Origin of the sequence: Varunaivibrio sulfuroxidans (assembly GCF_029318635.1) — a bacterium.
In the GTDB taxonomy this organism is placed as follows: Bacteria; Pseudomonadota; Alphaproteobacteria; order Rhodospirillales; family Magnetovibrionaceae; genus Varunaivibrio; species Varunaivibrio sulfuroxidans.
In genome coordinates this window covers 473,588-491,448 of sequence record NZ_CP119676.1, presented here as the reverse complement: position 1 = coordinate 491,448, position 17,861 = coordinate 473,588, and the positions used below count along the sequence as shown (strand labels likewise).

The 17,861-nt window shown below is 55.5% G+C and carries 14 protein-coding genes and 2 pseudogenes; 3 read left to right on the top strand and 13 right to left on the bottom strand.

The window, feature by feature from the left end; translation table 11 throughout:
- Window positions 1–6: 6 nt before the first annotated feature.
- Both P3M64_RS02185 and P3M64_RS02180 read right to left on the bottom strand, forming a co-directional pair.
- Window positions 7–1,923, bottom strand: a complete 1,917-nt coding sequence (locus P3M64_RS02185; protein ID WP_132938301.1) for an ExeA family protein — start codon at window positions 1,921–1,923, stop codon at window positions 7–9.
- A gap of 65 nt (window positions 1,924–1,988) precedes the next feature.
- The gene (locus tag P3M64_RS02180) at window positions 1,989–2,429 is read right to left on the bottom strand and encodes a YbjQ family protein (RefSeq protein ID WP_132938302.1); all 441 of its coding nucleotides are present in this window, start codon (window positions 2,427–2,429) and stop codon (window positions 1,989–1,991) included.
- A gap of 250 nt (window positions 2,430–2,679) precedes the next feature.
- On the opposite strand from P3M64_RS02180, the gene P3M64_RS02175 reads away from it, so the two are divergent.
- Window positions 2,680–3,804 (top strand): HD-GYP domain-containing protein, encoded by a 1,125-nt coding sequence (locus P3M64_RS02175; RefSeq protein WP_132938303.1) that lies wholly within the window; start codon window positions 2,680–2,682, stop codon window positions 3,802–3,804.
- A gap of 391 nt (window positions 3,805–4,195) precedes the next feature.
- Here P3M64_RS02175 and P3M64_RS02170 read toward each other — a convergent pair.
- Together P3M64_RS02170 and P3M64_RS02165 are read right to left on the bottom strand one after the other, a co-directional pair.
- Window positions 4,196–4,498: pseudogene (locus tag P3M64_RS02170) on the bottom strand (transposase); the annotation flags it as partial.
- Window positions 4,499–4,648: 150 nt separating this feature from the next.
- Window positions 4,649–4,948: a hypothetical protein gene (locus tag P3M64_RS02165; protein WP_132938304.1), complete on the bottom strand. Its 300-nt coding sequence runs from the start codon at window positions 4,946–4,948 to the stop codon at window positions 4,649–4,651.
- A 38-nt stretch (window positions 4,949–4,986) separates the two neighbouring features.
- Between P3M64_RS02165 and P3M64_RS02160 the strand changes: the two genes are divergently transcribed.
- Together P3M64_RS02160 and P3M64_RS02155 are read left to right on the top strand one after the other, a co-directional pair.
- Window positions 4,987–5,544 (top strand): hypothetical protein, encoded by a 558-nt coding sequence (locus P3M64_RS02160; RefSeq protein WP_132938305.1) that lies wholly within the window; start codon window positions 4,987–4,989, stop codon window positions 5,542–5,544.
- A 92-nt stretch (window positions 5,545–5,636) separates the two neighbouring features.
- A pseudogene (locus P3M64_RS02155) lies at window positions 5,637–6,405 on the top strand (IS5 family transposase); the annotation flags it as partial.
- Between the two features lie 322 nt (window positions 6,406–6,727).
- Here the strand turns inward: P3M64_RS02155 and P3M64_RS02150 are convergent.
- From P3M64_RS02150 to P3M64_RS02110, 9 genes are all read right to left on the bottom strand, one after another.
- Window positions 6,728–7,504 carry an MBL fold metallo-hydrolase gene (locus P3M64_RS02150; protein WP_132938306.1) on the bottom strand — a complete coding sequence of 259 codons (777 nt, stop codon included), beginning with the start codon at window positions 7,502–7,504 and terminating at the stop codon, window positions 6,728–6,730.
- On the bottom strand, window positions 7,495–8,319 hold the full coding sequence (locus tag P3M64_RS02145; protein ID WP_132938307.1) for a TatD family hydrolase: 825 nt from the start codon (window positions 8,317–8,319) through the stop codon (window positions 7,495–7,497). Before P3M64_RS02145 ends, P3M64_RS02150 begins: the two co-directional genes overlap by 10 nt.
- Before the next feature lie 10 nt (window positions 8,320–8,329).
- Window positions 8,330–9,892: a methionine--tRNA ligase gene (gene metG / locus P3M64_RS02140; RefSeq protein ID WP_132938308.1), complete on the bottom strand. Its 1,563-nt coding sequence runs from the start codon at window positions 9,890–9,892 to the stop codon at window positions 8,330–8,332.
- A 60-nt stretch (window positions 9,893–9,952) separates the two neighbouring features.
- Entirely contained in the window at window positions 9,953–11,158 is a 1,206-nt protein-coding gene (locus P3M64_RS02135; protein ID WP_132938309.1) for a DNA polymerase III subunit delta', read from the bottom strand.
- On the bottom strand, window positions 11,155–11,808 hold the full coding sequence (tmk, locus tag P3M64_RS02130) for a dTMP kinase (RefSeq protein WP_132938310.1): 654 nt from the start codon (window positions 11,806–11,808) through the stop codon (window positions 11,155–11,157). Before tmk ends, P3M64_RS02135 begins: the two co-directional genes overlap by 4 nt.
- A gap of 41 nt (window positions 11,809–11,849) precedes the next feature.
- Window positions 11,850–13,043, bottom strand: a complete 1,194-nt coding sequence (locus P3M64_RS02125; protein WP_132938311.1) for a D-alanyl-D-alanine carboxypeptidase family protein — start codon at window positions 13,041–13,043, stop codon at window positions 11,850–11,852.
- Between the two features lie 146 nt (window positions 13,044–13,189).
- Entirely contained in the window at window positions 13,190–14,125 is a 936-nt protein-coding gene (locus P3M64_RS02120; RefSeq protein ID WP_276157080.1) for a septal ring lytic transglycosylase RlpA family protein, read from the bottom strand.
- 375 nt (window positions 14,126–14,500) lie between these two features.
- On the bottom strand, window positions 14,501–15,832 hold the full coding sequence (locus P3M64_RS02115; RefSeq protein ID WP_132938313.1) for a lytic murein transglycosylase: 1,332 nt from the start codon (window positions 15,830–15,832) through the stop codon (window positions 14,501–14,503).
- A 169-nt stretch (window positions 15,833–16,001) separates the two neighbouring features.
- Window positions 16,002–16,790, bottom strand: a complete 789-nt coding sequence (locus tag P3M64_RS02110; RefSeq protein ID WP_132938314.1) for a YdcF family protein — start codon at window positions 16,788–16,790, stop codon at window positions 16,002–16,004.
- Between the last annotated feature and the right edge of the window lie 1,071 nt (window positions 16,791–17,861).

Sequence of the window (17,861 nt, the reverse complement as noted above, 5' to 3'; positions counted from 1 at the left end):
CTTTCCTCAACCGTTGCCGGGCGGCGGTGTTTGGCGCCGCGCCTGGGGTTCTTTGGAGGTGCGGGAGGGATGCAAAACCGGCGCATGGTTCCATCCCAGAAGGCCAAGAAGACGGGCGATGGTTTGTGGTCCGGCGACCCCATCAACGGGCAAGGCATGGGTGCGCTGAAAGACCCGAACTCGGCGGACGAGGCTGTCGTCGAAAATAGCGTCGGCGGGGGGCGGGGGGGCTTGCTCGATGGTTGCCGAGCCTTCGGTCCGGGCAAGAATGGAGCGCAACCATATGACGTCGTTCCCACGCATGCCTTGACGCAGGATTGGGCGCACGCCTTTCGGCACGGGCCAGAGCAAGAGATAATTTCCGTCCCACAGAGCGCGAAACGCGGGTCGGGGGAGAACGTCTTGGATCGATCCGCTGGAAAGACTTACTTGGGTGCGATCCATGGCGGTCACGATGGCGTAGGATGCCGACACGGATGCGCTCTCCGGCGAGGTCGAAGCCTCAAGGCGGACTAAGGCCGGTAAATTGAGGGCGTCCAAATCGGCTAAACCGCCCTGTCCGCGCAGACAGCTAAGCCCGGACAGGGCGGCTTTTTCGCAGGGACTGAAGCCAGTTAGACGAGCATAGTCTTTTCCCCATGCACGAAACAAAGTGACATAGGCATTGTTCAAGGTGCGCTCCGCGCGCTGTTTTGAGGGCAATTTTAGCGGTGTCTGGGAAAGGCCGTTCTTCTGCGCGTTTTGTATGGTTTCCGGCGTCGGTTTCGGGGTCTCCGAATCGGGGGCTGTGGGCGCCGCCATAACGTGTTCTTCTTGCACCGGTGTGGGGGAGGAAGGAGGGGCCTTATATATATGTGTGGGCGCTTCGATAACGACGGATGAGGGCAGGGGGGGCGATGTCTCGCCGCCATGAAAGTCTGCGGTCCAAAATGTATTTAGGGTCGCCAAACCATTTCCGGCCCACCCCTTCAGATCGCCCAAGATGGCGTGGACATTCGTGTAGGCGATGGCGCGGTCCATTTGTTGCGGCGCAAACAGCCAAGACGCCACGCCTAACAAGATGACGCCGATCGCCACCGCACCGCCCAGATAACCGCTATATCGGCGTGGCGAAGGACCGCGCCCCACTTCGTCGATGGCCTTTTTTACGATTGCGACATCAATTTTTTGACGTCCGCCGACATAAGCGCCCAAGAGCGCCCGGTCGCATACCGTGTTGATAAGCCGAGGAACGCCCTGACTGTGCCGATAGACCGCACCGATCGCCCGGTCCGTGAACAACCGCCCCGCCAAACCGGCCACCTCCAGGCGATGATGGATGTATTTTCCGGTTTCCTTACGGTTTAGCGCTCTTAAGGCGTACCGCGCCGTTATCCGTTGGGATATTTGCCGCAATTCGGATCGCGCAAGAATGGTTTCGAGCTCGGGCTGGCCGATAAGGATGATTTGTAGAAGCTTGGTTTTCGCCGTTTCCAAATTGGTCAACAGACGAATGAGTTCAAGCAGGGACGCCGATAAATTTTGAGCCTCGTCGATGATTAACACCGTACGCCGATTTTTGGCGTGCGCCTCGATCAGGTACGCGTTCAAGGCGTCGAATGTCGTTTTCAGGGAATGGGGGGCAGGGGGGCGGACGATCGACAATTCGTCCAAGATGGTCAACATCAGCTCCAACTCATCGAGGCGAGGATTGACGATCAGGGCGATATCGACGTCATCGGGAACGTGTTCTAGGAAACTGCGGCACAGGGTCGTTTTTCCGGCTCCGACCTCGCCGCTGAGCATGACGAAACCGCCGCTCCCGGTCACCGCGTACAACAAATGGGCCAATGCTTCTTGATGGCGAGGACTGAGATAGAGATAGCGCGGGTCGGGCGTTATCGAAAAGGGCGTTTCCTTGATATCGAAAAAATCAAGATACATACGCGCAGGCGTCCTCTTTCAGGAGCGGAGACCATTGACCTAGACCGAAAAACCGCCGTCGTCAGTCAGTCGGGATTTTTTTCAACGGTCACGGCAGTACCACTGGCGACGAGAAACAGCATGGATTTTCCGTCACCGGAAATTTCGTTGTAATCGAGATCGACACCGATAACGGCGTTCGCGCCGACCATCAAGGCTTCTCTCCTTAGTTCATTCAGGCAGATCTTACGCGAGTCGCGCAGGACTTTCTGTGATGCTTTACTCCGCCCGCCGATAATATCGCGAATCCCAGCGAAAAAATCCCTGAACAAATTCATGCCGAAAACGCATTCCGCGGTAATGATTTCAATTCTCTGTGTGACCCGATATCCCGACATCGTCGCCTCGGTGGTCAGGATTATGTCCTTCGCTATTTCCTCTATCACCTCGGGAGGCAAGCCTTCGTAATCTTTATTTTCAATGGATTCTTGGATGTTTTTGTCGTTTTTCTTGAACATATTGAACATACGGCGAACCTCCTTGCGAAAAAAGTACGATCGTGCGTACAGGGTCTATGTACGCCCTGGCGCCAAGACATACCGAATCCAAAAATCATAATGACGTGATTAACGCCGATGAGCCAAGCGTTCGTGGCCGATCAAAGGCCGATTTGGCACGGAGGTCTTTGAATTGAGGCATTTTAAAAACACCCTTAACACGATTGATGTGAATGCCTACATAGTTAGGGCCGAAACGCGATAACTGAAACATAGGCTCATGACCAATATCCCTGCGCATATTCTCAACGCCAAGCTTCTGATCGTCGATGACAATGCATCGAATGTCATGCTTTTGAGCAAGCTTCTGGAAAACAGAGGCTACACTAATATCCATGGCGTAACCGACCCCCGCGAGGTGGAGGCGCTTTATAAGCAGGAACGGCACGATCTCATTTTGCTGGATATTCGTATGCCGCATCTGGACGGGTATCAAGTGCTCGAAAAATTGCGCGCCTTGTGCGAAGGCGACGATTACCCGCCCGTCATGATCTTGACCGCGCAAACCGACCAAGAAACCCGCTACAAAGCGCTGGAGGCGGGTGCGCAGGATTTTCTCAATAAGCCGTTCGATCAAATCGAGGCGATGACGCGCATTCGAAACTTGATTGAAATTCGCCTACTGCACAATCAAGTGCGCGAGCAAAATATGGCCTTGGACCGCAAGGTCAAGGAGCGAACCCGAGAACTCGAAGAAACCCGCCTCGAAGTGGTGCGTAGGTTGGGTGCGGCGGCGGAATACAAAGACAATGAAACAGGCATGCATGTCATCCGCATGAGCAAAACGTGTCAACTTCTGGGGCAAGCCATCGGAATGGACGAACGGCAAAGTCAAATATTGCTTAATGCCAGCCCGATGCACGATATCGGGAAAATAGGAATCCCCGATAGGGTGCTCTTGAAGCCTGGAAAGCTGGATCCCGGTGAATGGGAAATTATGAAAACCCACACCGAGATCGGCGCTGAAATCTTGGGATCACATACGTCCGATCTTATGGAGATGGCGAGGGTTATCGCCGTCACGCACCATGAAAAATGGGATGGCAGTGGGTATCCTCGGGGGCTTAAGGGCGAGGATATCCCCCTCGTCGGTCGAATATCGGCTGTCGCCGATGTTTTCGATGCGCTGATTTCCGAACGCCCCTACAAGGATGCGTGGCCGGTGGAACGGGCCGTCGCTCTTCTTGAACAAGAGTCGGGCGCGCACTTCGAGCCTTTGCTGATTGAGAAATTCATGATCGTTTTGCCCCAAGTACTGGAGATCAAAGAGCAATTCAAGGATGTGAACGAAGAGCGCTTCCACCCATTTCATCGCGCTGGGAAAGAGGCGGGAAGGGACCGGTGACGCCGACCTTATCCGCAAAACTCGACATCAAAGCCGAAGCGCCTCGCATCCTATGCCATGATGGTGCCGTTCGGACCAGCATCATCGCCGACAACTATCTTACAATTGTCTTGTTGGGCCCTTGTTCGGCACACCGACGGCGGAAATTCCGCCCGACATGTGGGTTAGGCGGAAAATCGGCGTCGGCGGTTATATTGTCGGGCGAAGCGTGGAAAAAGGGGCGAGCGCATGGAAAGCGTAGACGAAAAGGGCGGGATGAAGCCGGGACCCAAACAAAACGCCCCTTCGGGGGCGTTTCAGCCTGCTGACAAACCCCGTTGATTTTCGGCGGGGTTTTTCTTTTGGTTATTATCGTTGGGTGTTCTCTCCGGGCGCGCGGACGCCCTGCCGGTCAGGTCGGGGTTGGGGCTGCGTTCGGCACCACTGCCAGGGCGATTTTCTTGATGTTCTGAGCGGCGGCGGCGAGTAGGCACTGACAAGCGACAGCGGTTTGACCTCGGAACCGGGCATAGCGGTGTCCGTGGAGTTGCTTGGCATCGGCGAACGAGCGTTCGACTGTTTCTTTTCGGCGCTTGTAGATGCGCTTGCCCCAATCGGCCAGCCGGAGCGCGTCAGTCCGGTCCTTGGCGTCTTGCCAGACGTGGCGGGTGTGAGCGTTGGCGTTGGCGTTGGTGGTGCAGGAACCTGACAACGGCCGCCTGAGACTTGGTGAAACAACTCCGCAAATTCCTGATCCGTCAGAAGGTCGAATTCAGCGTGTTTAAAGATATACTTAACGACCTCATTCGCCTTTTGCACCTTGCTGTCGTGGACGTAACCTTTGGGGAAATAGTTTCGGGCGAACTCAAGGAACCCCGTCCATTTCTTTTTGCCCTGGTATCGGGTACTGCGAAACAGAACATGGGTGCGGCGGTTCACCGCGGGCCGTGCGGCCCTGAATACCCATGCGCTCCAAGTGCCGAATGATATGTTCCGATTGTTCATTGAGCTGGCGCTCACGAATACGACCATCAAGGTACGTGTCCCGTGCAACCTCATGGCCGATCAGGGTGTTATTGATTTCGCGGGATGTAATCTCCCGGGGACCTGCATTCCATCCGAAGTTGTCTGATTTGGTGTTTTCTTTGGGCGGGGGGAGGGTCATACTGCCCTCCCGGAGAAAACAACTATCGGATGTTGTTCATGGAAAAATACGTAGAAAAGCATATGCCCACTTTTGTGGTGCTTACCGCCTTTAGCTTTGTAGCCACTATTAGCCTGGTGTTTCTTTACCCTGACTCCGAGGGCACCAAGATAGTTGCGCGGTTTCAGACCCTTATCACGGGCATTTTCGCAGCAGGCGCGGCTTCCTTTACTGCAGTTGTTGTCTACACATCTGCGACAATTCCAGTCCGTGAACAAGAGAGGCAACGCGAAAGGGACAGAAAGGAAAAAGAGCAGATATATGCAGCTCTTATGCTCCAAGGGCTTGTTGACATCATGCTGACACTCGGCTCGTATAATGGCGCCATAACCGGGGAGGTGCCTGCCATCCTCTTGAACCCAGAAGCTCTTGAAACTCAGAACCCTGAAATAGCCGCTGAAGTTTCCAGGGTCGCACTTATGGCTAAGGCGTACTGGTCTGGTTCTGACAGGTTTTCGAAGAGCATTTTTGCAGATGATAAAACAGTGGTCATCAGCGCCATCGAAGACGTCGTCGAGCAGCTTGAGCCTATTAGTGGACTTAAACCTGAGGTCTGATTTACCTCTAAGAGGCTGATCCAAAAATAGTTTAGTGATTTCAGTCATTTGAGATTCTCTCGTTTGTGATGAAGCAAATGAGGTGTCACAAGATGTGGATTGAAATCACCCGCCCGGAGTATGAGCGCACAGGACGGCGATACGCAAGCGACGTGACGGATGAGGAGTGGAGCCACGTTGCGCCTTTGCTTCCGCCGCCGAGGCCCGGGGGCCGTCCCACGAACCACGGACCTTCGGGATGTCTTCGATGCCATTTTGTACATGGCGTCTACGGGCTGTCAGTGGCGGATGTTGCCGAACGACTTCCCTCCGGCTTCAACGGTGCGTCGGTATTTTTTACGATTGGCGCGACAACGGTCTTCTTCGCACGATCAACCATCATCTGGTCATGACGGCGCGGGAAGCCCTGGGGCGGGAGGCCAGTCCGACGGCGGGCGTGGTCGATAGTCAGAGCGCCAAAGCCACGGAAAGCGGCGGTATCGCGGGCTATGACGCGGGTAAAAAAGATCAACAAGGGTCCGTAAACGCCACATCGTCATCGATACGACCGGATTGCTCGTCGGTCTGGCCGTTCACGGCGCGGACATTCAGGACCGGGACGGCGCGCCCATCGTGCTCAATTCGATCCGTCATGCGTTCCCGTGGTTGCGCCATATCTTCGCCGATGGTGGTTATGCAGGACCAAAACTCAGGGGCGCGCTGGACAAGATCGGGAAATGGACCCTGCAGATCGTTAAGCGCGCCGATAAAGCCGAAGGCTTCGAAGAGCAGCCCCGTCGTTGGGTCGTCGAACGCATGTTTGCATGGCTCGGGCACTGTCGCAGGTTGGCAAAGGATTGGGAGCGCTCTTGGCAAGGGGCTGATATCATGGAAAAACTTTCGGATCGGACACTTAGACATGGCGAACCTCCTGGGGAGAGGTATTATTTAGGCAGGGAATGTTCCCGTGAATGGAACGGGAAACAGGGACAACGTTCCAGAACAAATCGCATAATGAATATTATGGAAAATATGGTATTTTCTTTTTATGAAAGGATGTTGAATAGTTTACTTTATAAGATGCCTTTGGTTTTTATGGATATGCGCGATCTCTTTTGGGGTAAAATTTTCCGGTATGCGCCTTTGTTTTTTTGAGTGATATTTGGCTTGTTTATCGCAGGGCCGCGGACCGGAAGAAAAAATTTCAGGGAATATCCAAAACCATCCCGTCGTAGGCCGGAAGTACGTTGTCGGGCAAGCTTGACCTAAGCGTACGATAATCCAACCGCGGGCTCATATGCGTTAACACCGCGCGCTCCGGTTTTACTCTGTCGATCCACTCAAGCGCCTGATCCACCGAAGCATGGGTGGGATGCTTATGGTCGGTGAAGGCGCCTATGACCCAAGTTTTCACACCCACGAGGAGATCAAAGGCCTCATCGGGCAAAGCCATCAGGTCGGTGCTATAGGCGAAATTGTCAAAACGAAAGCCCAGGGTATGACCATAACCGTGATTTTGCTCGAAACAGGTGACCGCGATCGGTCCGATATGGAAGGTTTCCCCGTTGACGATGCGGTGCTCGGTTAATGTGGGCTTGTAGTAAAATTGCGCCCCTTGCGAAAGCGGCTCGAGAATATAATCGAAGCGCTGGCGTATGGCGGTAAACGTCGCCGCATCGCCGTAGGCTGAAATATTGGCGTTCATCAGTCGGTTAATACCGCGAAGATCGTCTATGCCATGAAGGTGATCGGCGTGGGCATGGGTAAAAACGACGCCATCAAGGCTTTTGACATTGGCGTTCAGAAGTTGCTGACGCAGGTCGGGCGACGTATCCACCAGGATCGACGTCGCCGCGGACTGAACGAGAATAGAGGGGCGCAGACGGCGGTTTTTTGGTTCGTTCGAATCGCACCTGCCCCACCCCGCCTCGATGGATGGCGTTCCCGAGGATGCCCCGCACCCCAGGATCGTCACCCGCATGGCGCGTCTCCTTCAAACAAGGCCTTGGAGGCGAAATCGGGGCGGCGCGCCTTGGTGAATAAACGAAAGAAGTTATCGCAGCTGGCAGCGTTAAAAACATCTTCACCGACGTTTTTAATTGCAGCGACGCGATGGGCCGTATTGACGGTAAACGCCGGTTCGTTACGTTTTCCGCGGTGGGGCATCGGAGCGAGATAGGGCGCGTCGGTTTCCACCAGAAGGCGATCCAAGGGAACGCCGGAAAGGGTATCGCGTAAGCCCTGAGCGTTCTTAAACGTTGCGATTCCCGATACCGAGATATAAAAGCCAATGTCCAAAACCGCCTGGGCCAGCTCACTTCCCGAACTGAAACAGTGGATCACCCCCGGAAAGGAACCCTTTGCATATTCCCGGCGTAGAATGCCGATCATATCCGGATCGGCGTCTCGGGTATGGACAATAAGCGGCAATCCGGTTTCCCGCGCGGCCTCGATATGGGCGATAAAGGCCTTTTTTTGCAAATTCTTCGGGGAATGTTCATAGAAATAATCCAGCCCCGTTTCCCCCAGTCCGATGACCTTGGGGTGCGCGCACAGCGCGACCAATTTCTGGGCGTCGATAGCCCCCTCGCTTTGTGCATTATGGGGATGGACGCCTACCGTGCAGTAAACGTTTTCATAGCGCTCGGCGATCGCCAGGACTTGATCGAAGCGGGAAACGTGCGTGCAGATACTGACCAACGTGCGCACGCCGGCGGCTTCGGCGCGAGCGATCACGGCATCCAGGTCGTCGGCGAAATCGGGGAAATCCAAATGGCAATGGCTATCGACAAGCATGGGAAACGCCTCAGCCCCCCTCTTCTTCCGGTTCCACGTAGCGTGGGAACACGCCCTGAGGCGGTTTGAGATTTTGGCCGGGCGTCAGGGCCCAGTCCGCTCCGAAATGGGCAAAATCGCGGTGATCTGCGGCGATTGCCAGTTGATCGAGCAGGCACGACGAGGCATCGGGCATGAACGGTTGTGTCAGCAGCGCCAGCTTGCGAACGGTCTCACACAAGACGTACAAAACGCTTTCCATCCGCGCGGGGTTTTCCTTCTTTAGCTTCCACGGCGCCTGATGGTCGATATAGGCGTTCGCCGCGCGGATCAGCACCCAGATATACTCCAGGGCTTCGTGGTAGGCCTGAACGTCGATCGCTTGACGGACTAGGTCCAGAAGAGCGTCGCCTTGCCGGATCAGGGCGTCGTCGTCATCGCTCGCCGTGCCCATCGTGGGAACTTTTCCGGCGCAGTTTTTCGCCACCATCGACAACACGCGCTGGGCCAGGTTGCCGTAGTCGTTCGCCAGTTCGCCGTTCATCCGGGCGACCATCGCGTGGCGGGAAAAATCTCCGTCATTGCCGAACGGCACCTCGCGCAATAGAAAGTAACGCACCGGGTCGAGGCCGTAGGTCGCCACCAGTTCGAGCGGGTCGATGACGTTGCCCAAGGATTTTGAAATTTTTTGTCCCTCGTTGGTCCACCAGCCGTGCGCGAACACCCTTTTGGGCAAGGGAAGGTCCGCCGCCATCAAAAAGGCAGGCCAGTAAACCGCGTGAAAACGCAAAATATCTTTGCCGACCATATGCAAATCGGCGGGCCAATAGGTGGTGTATTGCCTCCCCTCCTCGTTGGGATACCCCACCGCGGTCAGGTAATTGGTCAGGGCGTCCAACCATACATACATGATGTGACTGTCGTCGCCGGGCACGGGAATGCCCCATTTAAAGGTCGTACGCGAAACCGAGAGGTCAGTCAAACCGCCCTTAACGAAACTCAACACTTCGTTACGGCGCGAGGTTGGCGCGATAAAATCGGGATTTTGTTCATAGAAATCCAACAGCGGCTGTCGCCATTGGGAAAGTCTGAAAAAATAACTGGGTTCCTCGACCCATTCCACGGCGGCCCCGGTGGGTGCGATGAAGTGGCCGTCGGCGCCCTTTGTCAGCTCTTTTTCACCGTAAAAGGCTTCGTCGCGTACCGAATACCAACCCGCGTATTTATCAAGGTAAATCGCCCCCCTATCGCATAATCTCGACCACAGCGCCTGCACGGAAACGCGGTGACGCGCCTCCGTGGTGCGAACGAAATCGTCGGTGGAAAAATTCATCGCCCCCAACAGATCGCGAAAATTTTGCGATACGGCGTCGGTGAACGCTTGCGGATCCATCCCCTTGGCCTCGGCGGATTTTTCTACCTTTTGGCCGTGTTCGTCGGTACCGCTCAGAAACTTGACGTCGAAGCCGTCCAAACGCTTAAAGCGCGCCATGACATCGCATGCCAATGTCGTGTAGGCATGGCCAATGTGGGGGATATCGTTCACATAATAAATCGGTGTGGTGATGTAATATTTTTTTTGCGTGGCGGCCATGGGAATTGGCGGGCTCCTAGAAGACGGCGGTCGCGGGACCACCAAAAAAACAAACACCCGTCATGCGGCGAGAACGACGCCCTCCACCAGTAGAAAGATATCGATCAATACCTGTTTACGGTCGAGATGGGCGCCATCGGTCCGCGCGATCAGACGATTGATCTTTTCCCACACCTCCAGCCAACGATCAAGAGGGGCGGCGCACGATATCCGCAAGATCGTTTCGTTCCGTTCAAGGTTCCCCGCCTCCGGCGGTTTTCCTCCGGCACATAAAACGATCCGCGAGAGCCACCATTGGATCATTTCGGAAACGGTGCGAAACGCATCGACGTTCCCCGCGCGCGAAACTTGATCTCCCAGGCGTTGTACGGCTTTTCCATCGATTCGCCCGCGCCCGGCGGACGCCGCGAGGCTCGACATCAACGTCGCCACCTCATCGAAAAGATCGAGCCCGCCCTCATCGAAAAGATCAAGCGCCCGGCCGATCGACCCTTCCGCTAAATGCGCGAGCGCATCGGCGCCCTCGGGGGTGACGTCGGGACGTCGGGCGCACAGAAGATCACGCACCTGATCTTCCTTCAACGGAGATAGCCCCACTTTGCGGCATCGCGAGCGAATTGTCGGCAACAGACGTCCCGGATTGTGGCTAATCAAAATCAGCAGACTATTGTTCGGTGGCTCTTCGAGAATTTTGAGTACGGCGTTCGCCGAAGCCGTGTTCATGTCGTCGGCGCTGTCGATGATCGCGACCCGCCAGCCGCCTTCCGACGTGGTCAGCGCCATGAAGTGGCTTATGGCGCGAACGTCATCGACCACAATCTCACTTTTCAGTTTTCCGCTGCGTTCGTCGCGCCGTCTTTCGATGGTCAGTAAATCGCCGTGCCCTCCTGCCTTCACGCGCCGCCCGATAGGATCATCGTCGGGAACGCTTAAGCTATTGTGCTTCGAGGCGTGGGCGGTCGGCGCACCTGGAGGAGAAGGTGGGGTCGGAGCGAACAATCCTTCCGTTCCCCCCTGCGCGGCGGCACTTTTCTGTTTTCCGCCCTGTTCGCCGCCGTGGACCAATAAAAAACGGGCGAAACGGTAAGCCAACGTCGCCTTGCCGATGCCCCGGGGACCGCAAAACAACCAAGCGTGGTGAAGGCGCTTGGTGTTATAAGCCTCCAAAAGAGCGGCTTCGGGCGCATCGTGACCGATCAACGTACCGGCGTAACGCGGATGGTCCGGAGCCGCGTCCCCTTCTTGTGGTCCCGGCGGTTTGCTCATGACAAATCAATCCCGAAACGCGATTGCACCACGGCGCGGATCGCGCGCTGCACATCATCCACGCCGGGTTCACCGTCGATAATGGCGCAGCGGGCGATATTTTTTCGCGCAATATCCAAAAACCCATCACGCAATCGATGGTGAAAAGACACCTCCATGCGTTCGTACCTATCTTCCCCATCGCCGCGGGCGCGGGCGCGGGCCAGGCCGACATCGACGGGGATATCCAAGATTAGGGTGAGGTCGGGTTCGAAGGCGCCGAGAACAAGACGGTGCAAACGCGCGATCGTTTCCCGGTCCAGGGCATGGGCATAGCCTTGGTAGGCTAGGGTCGAGTCGGAAAAGCGGTCCGACAATACCCAGGCCCCCCGTTCAAGCGCGGGAACGATCAGCCGGGAAACATGTTCGAAGCGCGCCGCATAGTTTAGCAACGCCTCGCTAAGAGGTTTCCACAGATCGATATCGCCATTGACCAACAGGGAGCGTATTTTCTCTCCCCCCGGCGTTCCGCCGGGTTCGCGCGTGCGCACGACCTCTAGGCCGCGCGCTTTGAGGGCCTTCGTCAAAAGTCCGATCTGGGTTGACTTCCCCCCTCCCTCGCCGCCTTCAAAGGTTATGAGCTTCCCTTTTTTTTCGGCAGTTGCCGACATGATCGTTCCTATTTTCCGTTCCTTATTCCGCTGGGAGGCCTCTATTTTTTAGGCTGCGACGATCCCCATAACAGCTGATTGAAGGCCGCGCCAAGACGGCCAAAAAGTCCCAACTTGGCGGAACTGTCCCCGGCGACGAGAGGAATGTCCACCGTTTTGACATCCGGCGCGCTGATCACCAAGTCCGCAATATGCTGACCCTTGGCGATCGGGGCGGGTACTGGACCGTCGTAAACGACCTGGACCTTCATCTCCTTGCGCGATTTACGCGGCAATGTCAGCGTGACGTCCTGTTTGACTATCAGCGGAACTTCAGATTTCTTGCCCAGCCATACCGAGGCCTGATCGACGACATCTCCCGATTTGAAAAGGGCATAGTTTTGAAATTCACGAAATCCCCAATCGAGAAGATGCTCGGGTTCGCTCGCACGCAACTTTTTGCTGGCCAAACCGTTCAGCACCAAGATAAGGCGACGCCCATTGCGCTTGGCCGAGGCCACCAAGCCGTACCCGGAGGCTTCGGTATGTCCGGTCTTCAGGCCATCGGCGCCGCTGGTATTTTGGTAAACCAGAGGATCCCTGTTTTGTTGTTTGATTCCGTTATAGGTGAAACTCTTTTCCGAGAAATAATGGTAATATTCGGGGAAATCGTAAATCAAGTGGCGCGCCAACAACGCCAAGTCATATGCGGTCATCCGTTGGCCGGGGTCGGGCCAACCCGTCGCATTGGCGAAATGGCTGTTCTGAAGGCCAAGTTCGCGGGCCGTTGACGTCATTTCGGCGGCGAAAGCATCTTCGGTTCCCGCGAGGCCTTCGGCGACGACGATACAAGCGTCGTTGCCGGACTGAACGATGATGCCACGAATTAAGTCCTCGATCCGGACCCGTTGTCCCGGCTTCAGGAACATGGTCGAACTGCCGCTTTTCGCTCCACCCTTACGCCAAGCCCGCTCGCTGACCCGCAGCGTGTCGTCCAGAGATAGGCGCCCGTCACGCAACCGCTCGAACAGCAAATACAGCGTCATAAGTTTGCTCATCGACGCCGGAGGCATGGAAACGAATCCATCCTTTTGGTAAAGCACGCTCATCGTTTGGGCATCGATCAATATGGCCTGTTTGGCGTTGGTTTCGATGGCTTGGGCGCGTGATGAGAACCCGACGGAGGCGACGAGAATCACAAGCGTGGAAAAAAGGGCGGCGCGTAAGGAATTAGGGGAAAATTTCAGAACGGACATCGTTGGCTTTCTTACCCGGTATGTTTTAGACGGCATGAGGACGTTGCGGACTCAAAAAACAGCCGCGCGAAACGGCTAGTGGCTGCTTATAAAAGGCAAATGCGGCAGCAATTAGGTCCGCCGCACCTTGGGTTGCGGACGAAGGATCAATAGGTGACGACATGAGAGGCCGCAGCCTCGGATGCGCCGTCAACGATGGTTTTCGCGTCGTTATACCCGGCCTCGATCACTTTATTCAAAACTTTATCGGCGTCGCCGACACCTTTAAGCGGACCGAGCCTGACCCGGAAAAGATCGCGTCCGCCAATCAATACCGTCGTCACCTTTATGGGGGCGATCCCGGTCAAATTGGCGCGCACGCGATTGGCGTTTTCAAAATTCGCAAACGCTCCGGCTTGAACGAAGATTTTGGTTTCCTCAACGCCGACCACACTGACCCGAGGAGACAAATCGGGGGGCGCGGAAACATGCGGAGCACGGGGAGCGCCCTCACGGTTGTGGGAGGGCGGCGGAGCGGAGGCGATGCGCACAGGAGAGAGTGGCGATGTTCGTTCCGCTTCACGCCCCTCCCGTGGAGGAAGAAGATTTTCCGAAACCACGGTCGGTTTGGGCAATTTATCGACGATAATCGGACTGTCCCCCTTCGCCAATCGACCTCCCTTTCCGCCTCGCAGGCGTGCGGCGAGTTGGCGGCTTTCTTTCGCCATAACCTGCACGCGTACTCGGGCCGTACCCTTTTTCAAAAAGCCGAGAAGTTGAGCCGCCCGGCGGGAAACATCGATAATGCGCCCCCGAGCGTAAGGACCGCGATCATTAACGCGCACGACCAATGAGCGACCGTTTTGAAGGTTCGTTACCCGCACGATGGACGGCAACGGCAGCGTTCGATGCGCGGCACTGATGGCGGTCATGTCGTATCGTTCTCCATTCGCTGTTCGTCGGCCATGAAATTTAGGCCCATACCACGAGGCGATCCCAGTCTCGTCATAGGAAAAGTTTTCTTTCGGATAATACCAAACCCCATTGATTTGATAGGGTGCGCCAATTTTATACTGCGAGCCCTGCTGCGTTCCGGAGCCCATATATTTTTTAGCGGTATGTGAAATGAATTGCGTTTCGGCGCATGCGCTGAGAAATACACCCGCCAAAACAACCAAGGCATAGCGCCCGATCAAGGCGACCCTACGGGAGGGAGGATGATCAAGCATGTTCAGATGTCGGTCGTCTCGTATCGTCTCGCTTGGCGGGCTCACGCTTGTCGTCCCCTGGTTCAGCATATATTCGCGTCTATCGCGGTTATACCGCAAAAACAATCACATGGCTAAAGCATCTCGACCATTATGCGCGCCCTCGTTCTAAATCGCTCATGGCTGCCTAAATCGCTCATGGCCGCAGGCGGGCGGGTGTGGATTTGGCAATTGGCGCTAATGTTCTGCCAGGATAAACTTTCTTTTTCATTAATTCCCCGACGATGTTTTCGATGCATCGGCTTTGTTCAGTGCGACAAGAACGTCAAGACTGGGATAGCCGTCGGCGATCGCCCCGGTCTGGCGTTGAAAATTGGCGACCGCCTTTCGTGTTTGCGCGCCGGCGATCCCATCGGGGGCGCCGACATCGTATCCCAAAGTGTTGAGTAACGTTTGCATACGCAGAACTTGGGTGCGTGTGAGCGCGACGTCGTCCTTCGGACCCGAATTGTACATCTCGCCCAACCCTACGATCCGGTCGGCAAGATATCCGACAGCCAGGGCGTAATTCACGGAGCGGTTCCAGACCATCATGGCGCGGAAATTTTGGTACACCAAAAAAGCTGGGCCGCGATGCCCCGCGGGCAAGACAAGCGACGCCTTCATATCGGCCTTGGGAAGATCGCCTCCCCCGGGCCTGCGCACGCCGATTTTCTGCCACTGCCCCAAGGTTTTTTGCACCCCTAAACCGGTTAGGTCGTAGTCGAATTTTTGAGGAACAACGACCTCCCTCCCCCACGTTTGGTGCGCATTCCACCCGGAATGAGAGAGGAAATTGGCGGCCGAGGCGAAACCATCCTTCTTGTCGCTCCAGATGTTGCGTTTTCCATCACCGTCAAAATCAACGGCATAAGCCATGAACGTCGAGGGGATAAACTGAAAATGACCCATGGCCCCGGCCCACGATCCCTTCATGTGCGCGAGGTCGATGTTGCCTTGATCCAAAATTTTTAGGGCGTCGATAAGCTGCGCCCTGAAGAACGCGCTCCGCCTGCCGTCATACGCCAGTGTCGCCAGGGCGCCGATAACCGGGAAATATCCACCGGACAATCGACCAAAATCCGTTTCAACCCCCCAAAAAGCGGTGAGAAACCGTCCTTGAACCCCATATTTAGCTTGAATTTTTTTCAGTAGCGATTTGTTTTCGTTGTATTTTAGTTGCCCATTTTTAATGCGTTCCGGACTTACGAGACGCTTAATGTAATCACGGAACGTCAGTGCGAATTCAGGTTGGCGGCGATCCAGCTCGATGACTCTGGGTATCGGACTTAGGTTCGCCAAGGCACTGTCCAAGGTGCCTGCGCGGATCCCTTGGGACAACGCCTCTTTCCTGAGTCCGACAAGCCAGGTCTCGAACTTTGCTTTGTTTATGGGCAATTGCAGGGCGGTCCGCGACGTTGACGCGGCGGAAGGGGAAGGTGTTTTCGCCCCGTCATTTCCCGCCCTGGCTTGTCCCGCGAGAGCGCCCACAAAACACCAAGCGAGAACGCCGCCAAGAAAAATGTCGCGTAAGATACGCTGCGTTCGCAAATTAATCATCATGCAGGCCTATTATCCGGAATATACCAAGGCAATGTTGGTTGCGTTTCGTTTGGTGTTGGATGGCCCTACGTCACGGGGATTGCTACGCAGGCGCCCCCTCTCTTTACTAATATCCACAATAAGCCAGACCGCCCTAAAGAATCCCTTAATTTTTGACCGGCCCACATCGCTAAAATTCGCTTACGGGCGCCGCACGCCCTGTTAAGCGGTAAATTAAAAGTCCCAGCCATTCGTGCCAAGCCAAGGCGGTGAGTCTTAAGTTGTGCGTGACGTTAAATTGGGCGAAAGGAGAAGCCTGAGGGTCCGTTCTGTAATCGACGGGATACGGTATGACCCGCCACCCTTTTTCACGAAAAACACCAAGCGCCCTGGGCATATGATATGCCGAGGTGATCAGTATCCAGGTTTCGCTTCGGTTGGGCGTCGCCAGTTCGTAGGAATAGCGCACATTTTCAGCCGTATTGCGCGCCCGGGTTTCAAACATGACCCGAGAAACATCGAAACCCTGCTCTCGCATAAAGCGCCGGGCCGCCTCCGCTTCGGAAAATTTTTGCCGCAAGGGATCGTTCGATCCTCCGGTAAAAATCAGTTGAGCATGAGGATACAACCGCCCCAGGCGCATGAACTCGGTCAGGCGCTCCGCAGATTCGGTTAGGGTTACTTGATCGCGTTCGGCTGTGATGAACGGGTCGATTCCACCGCCCAGCGTGATAATGCCATCGACATGAGCCGGCAACGTTTTTGGTGGGAGTACGGTTTCTTCGAGAACGCCCAAGGCCCAACTCCCGACAGGCAACATCCCAAATACGAAAAAAAGCAGAACGCCGATGGTCGCGATCCCCCGGCCTATGGAACGATACCCCATCCAAAGCAAAAGAACGCCTATGGCGATGGTAAATAAAATGAGATTTCCAGGGCTTACAAAAAACCAGAAAATTTTGGAAAGATAAAAAAACATGGCGCCGTATCTGTTTCTAATTTGGGGAATTTTTCGACGAGCTATTTTTCACGCGATGAGCGGCGGCGCGATAAAGACGAACGGTGGGCATCACCTAAATTATTAGACTATTAAATTCTTTGGGTTAGGTCGCAGTATAACTATATTCTTTCTAGACTATATACCTTTCGGATGTACGCAGTCTCGCCTTCTTCATCGAGAAGAGACAAAGAAGGCGGCTTCTTTCCGGCATGTTATGCGCGTAACGTTACACCCTTTCGATGTGTTCTGTTTAACCTGGCAAGAAAGAAGAAAAGCTTAAATTTTGGATTAAGTTCATGGTGGTATCTAAAACTTTACCTGCGTCCGCGGAGCTCGTTCAATCGGTGCGCGCACAACGCGCGTCCCGTGCGCTTTCCCCTTCTCCCCCAAGCGTTTCGGAAAACGCCGCCCTATCCCCATCCTCGTCGCTCACACCCGCGAAATCGGTGCGTGCGGAAACCTTGCTTGCCGCACAAGAGGTATCGCACCCACGGGAAGGCCGGCGGCGGGCTTATGCGCCACCGGATGTTGTTCCACGACATGCGGCGCGCGAGGCGCCTCCGTCACAGGACAGGGCGGCCCTACGCCGTGAAACGGTCCGCCACGTCGCCGAACAACAAAACCAAGCCGCCGACACCTCGAACCGCCCAAGCGGCAGCGCTGTTGCGCCGGGAGAACGGAATGTCTCCTATCGCCTTCAGCCGTCTCCGGCCAATGCGACCCAAATTCCCCAAGCAATTTCCCCGGAACCATCGAACGGGGGGGGCGCGTCCTCCCCGCCCCCCGGCGCCGTTAAAAACGCTGCGGTTTATGCCCAGGTGAGCTCTCTCTATCAGGCGACGCACGCACGACTTGGTGTTTTCGGTGAGGGTTCGACCTCGAATACCTCCCTCGATTTTCCGCCCCCCTCCCCCATCGATATTTCCGCCTAAACGCCCACGTATGCCCTGACCCGAACGGGCGTCACCCCCCATGATACGCGACCACTTCATAGTAAACGGTAAGGCCGCTTCATCGTAAACGGTAAGGCCGCCCTGTATCTTTATGACC

Coding starts and splice junctions, on each gene's coding strand:
- tmk (WP_132938310.1), bottom strand. CDS start 11,808: ATGTCGGCAACTGCCGAAAAAAAAGGGAAGCTCATAACCTTTGAAGGC.
- P3M64_RS02150 (WP_132938306.1), bottom strand. CDS start 7,504: ATGCGGGTGACGATCCTGGGGTGCGGGGCATCCTCGGGAACGCCATCC.
- metG (WP_132938308.1), bottom strand. CDS start 9,892: ATGGCCGCCACGCAAAAAAAATATTACATCACCACACCGATTTATTAT.
- P3M64_RS02125 (WP_132938311.1), bottom strand. CDS start 13,043: ATGTCCGTTCTGAAATTTTCCCCTAATTCCTTACGCGCCGCCCTTTTT.
- P3M64_RS02160 (WP_132938305.1), top strand. CDS start 4,987: ATGGAAAAATACGTAGAAAAGCATATGCCCACTTTTGTGGTGCTTACC.
- P3M64_RS02180 (WP_132938302.1), bottom strand. CDS start 2,429: ATGTTCAATATGTTCAAGAAAAACGACAAAAACATCCAAGAATCCATT.
- P3M64_RS02120 (WP_276157080.1), bottom strand. CDS start 14,125: ATGGGCTCCGGAACGCAGCAGGGCTCGCAGTATAAAATTGGCGCACCC.
- P3M64_RS02115 (WP_132938313.1), bottom strand. CDS start 15,832: ATGATGATTAATTTGCGAACGCAGCGTATCTTACGCGACATTTTTCTT.
- P3M64_RS02165 (WP_132938304.1), bottom strand. CDS start 4,948: ATGACCCTCCCCCCGCCCAAAGAAAACACCAAATCAGACAACTTCGGA.
- P3M64_RS02185 (WP_132938301.1), bottom strand. CDS start 1,923: ATGTATCTTGATTTTTTCGATATCAAGGAAACGCCCTTTTCGATAACG.
- P3M64_RS02135 (WP_132938309.1), bottom strand. CDS start 11,158: ATGAGCAAACCGCCGGGACCACAAGAAGGGGACGCGGCTCCGGACCAT.
- P3M64_RS02145 (WP_132938307.1), bottom strand. CDS start 8,319: ATGCTTGTCGATAGCCATTGCCATTTGGATTTCCCCGATTTCGCCGAC.
- P3M64_RS02110 (WP_132938314.1), bottom strand. CDS start 16,790: ATGTTTTTTTATCTTTCCAAAATTTTCTGGTTTTTTGTAAGCCCTGGA.
- P3M64_RS02175 (WP_132938303.1), top strand. CDS start 2,680: ATGACCAATATCCCTGCGCATATTCTCAACGCCAAGCTTCTGATCGTC.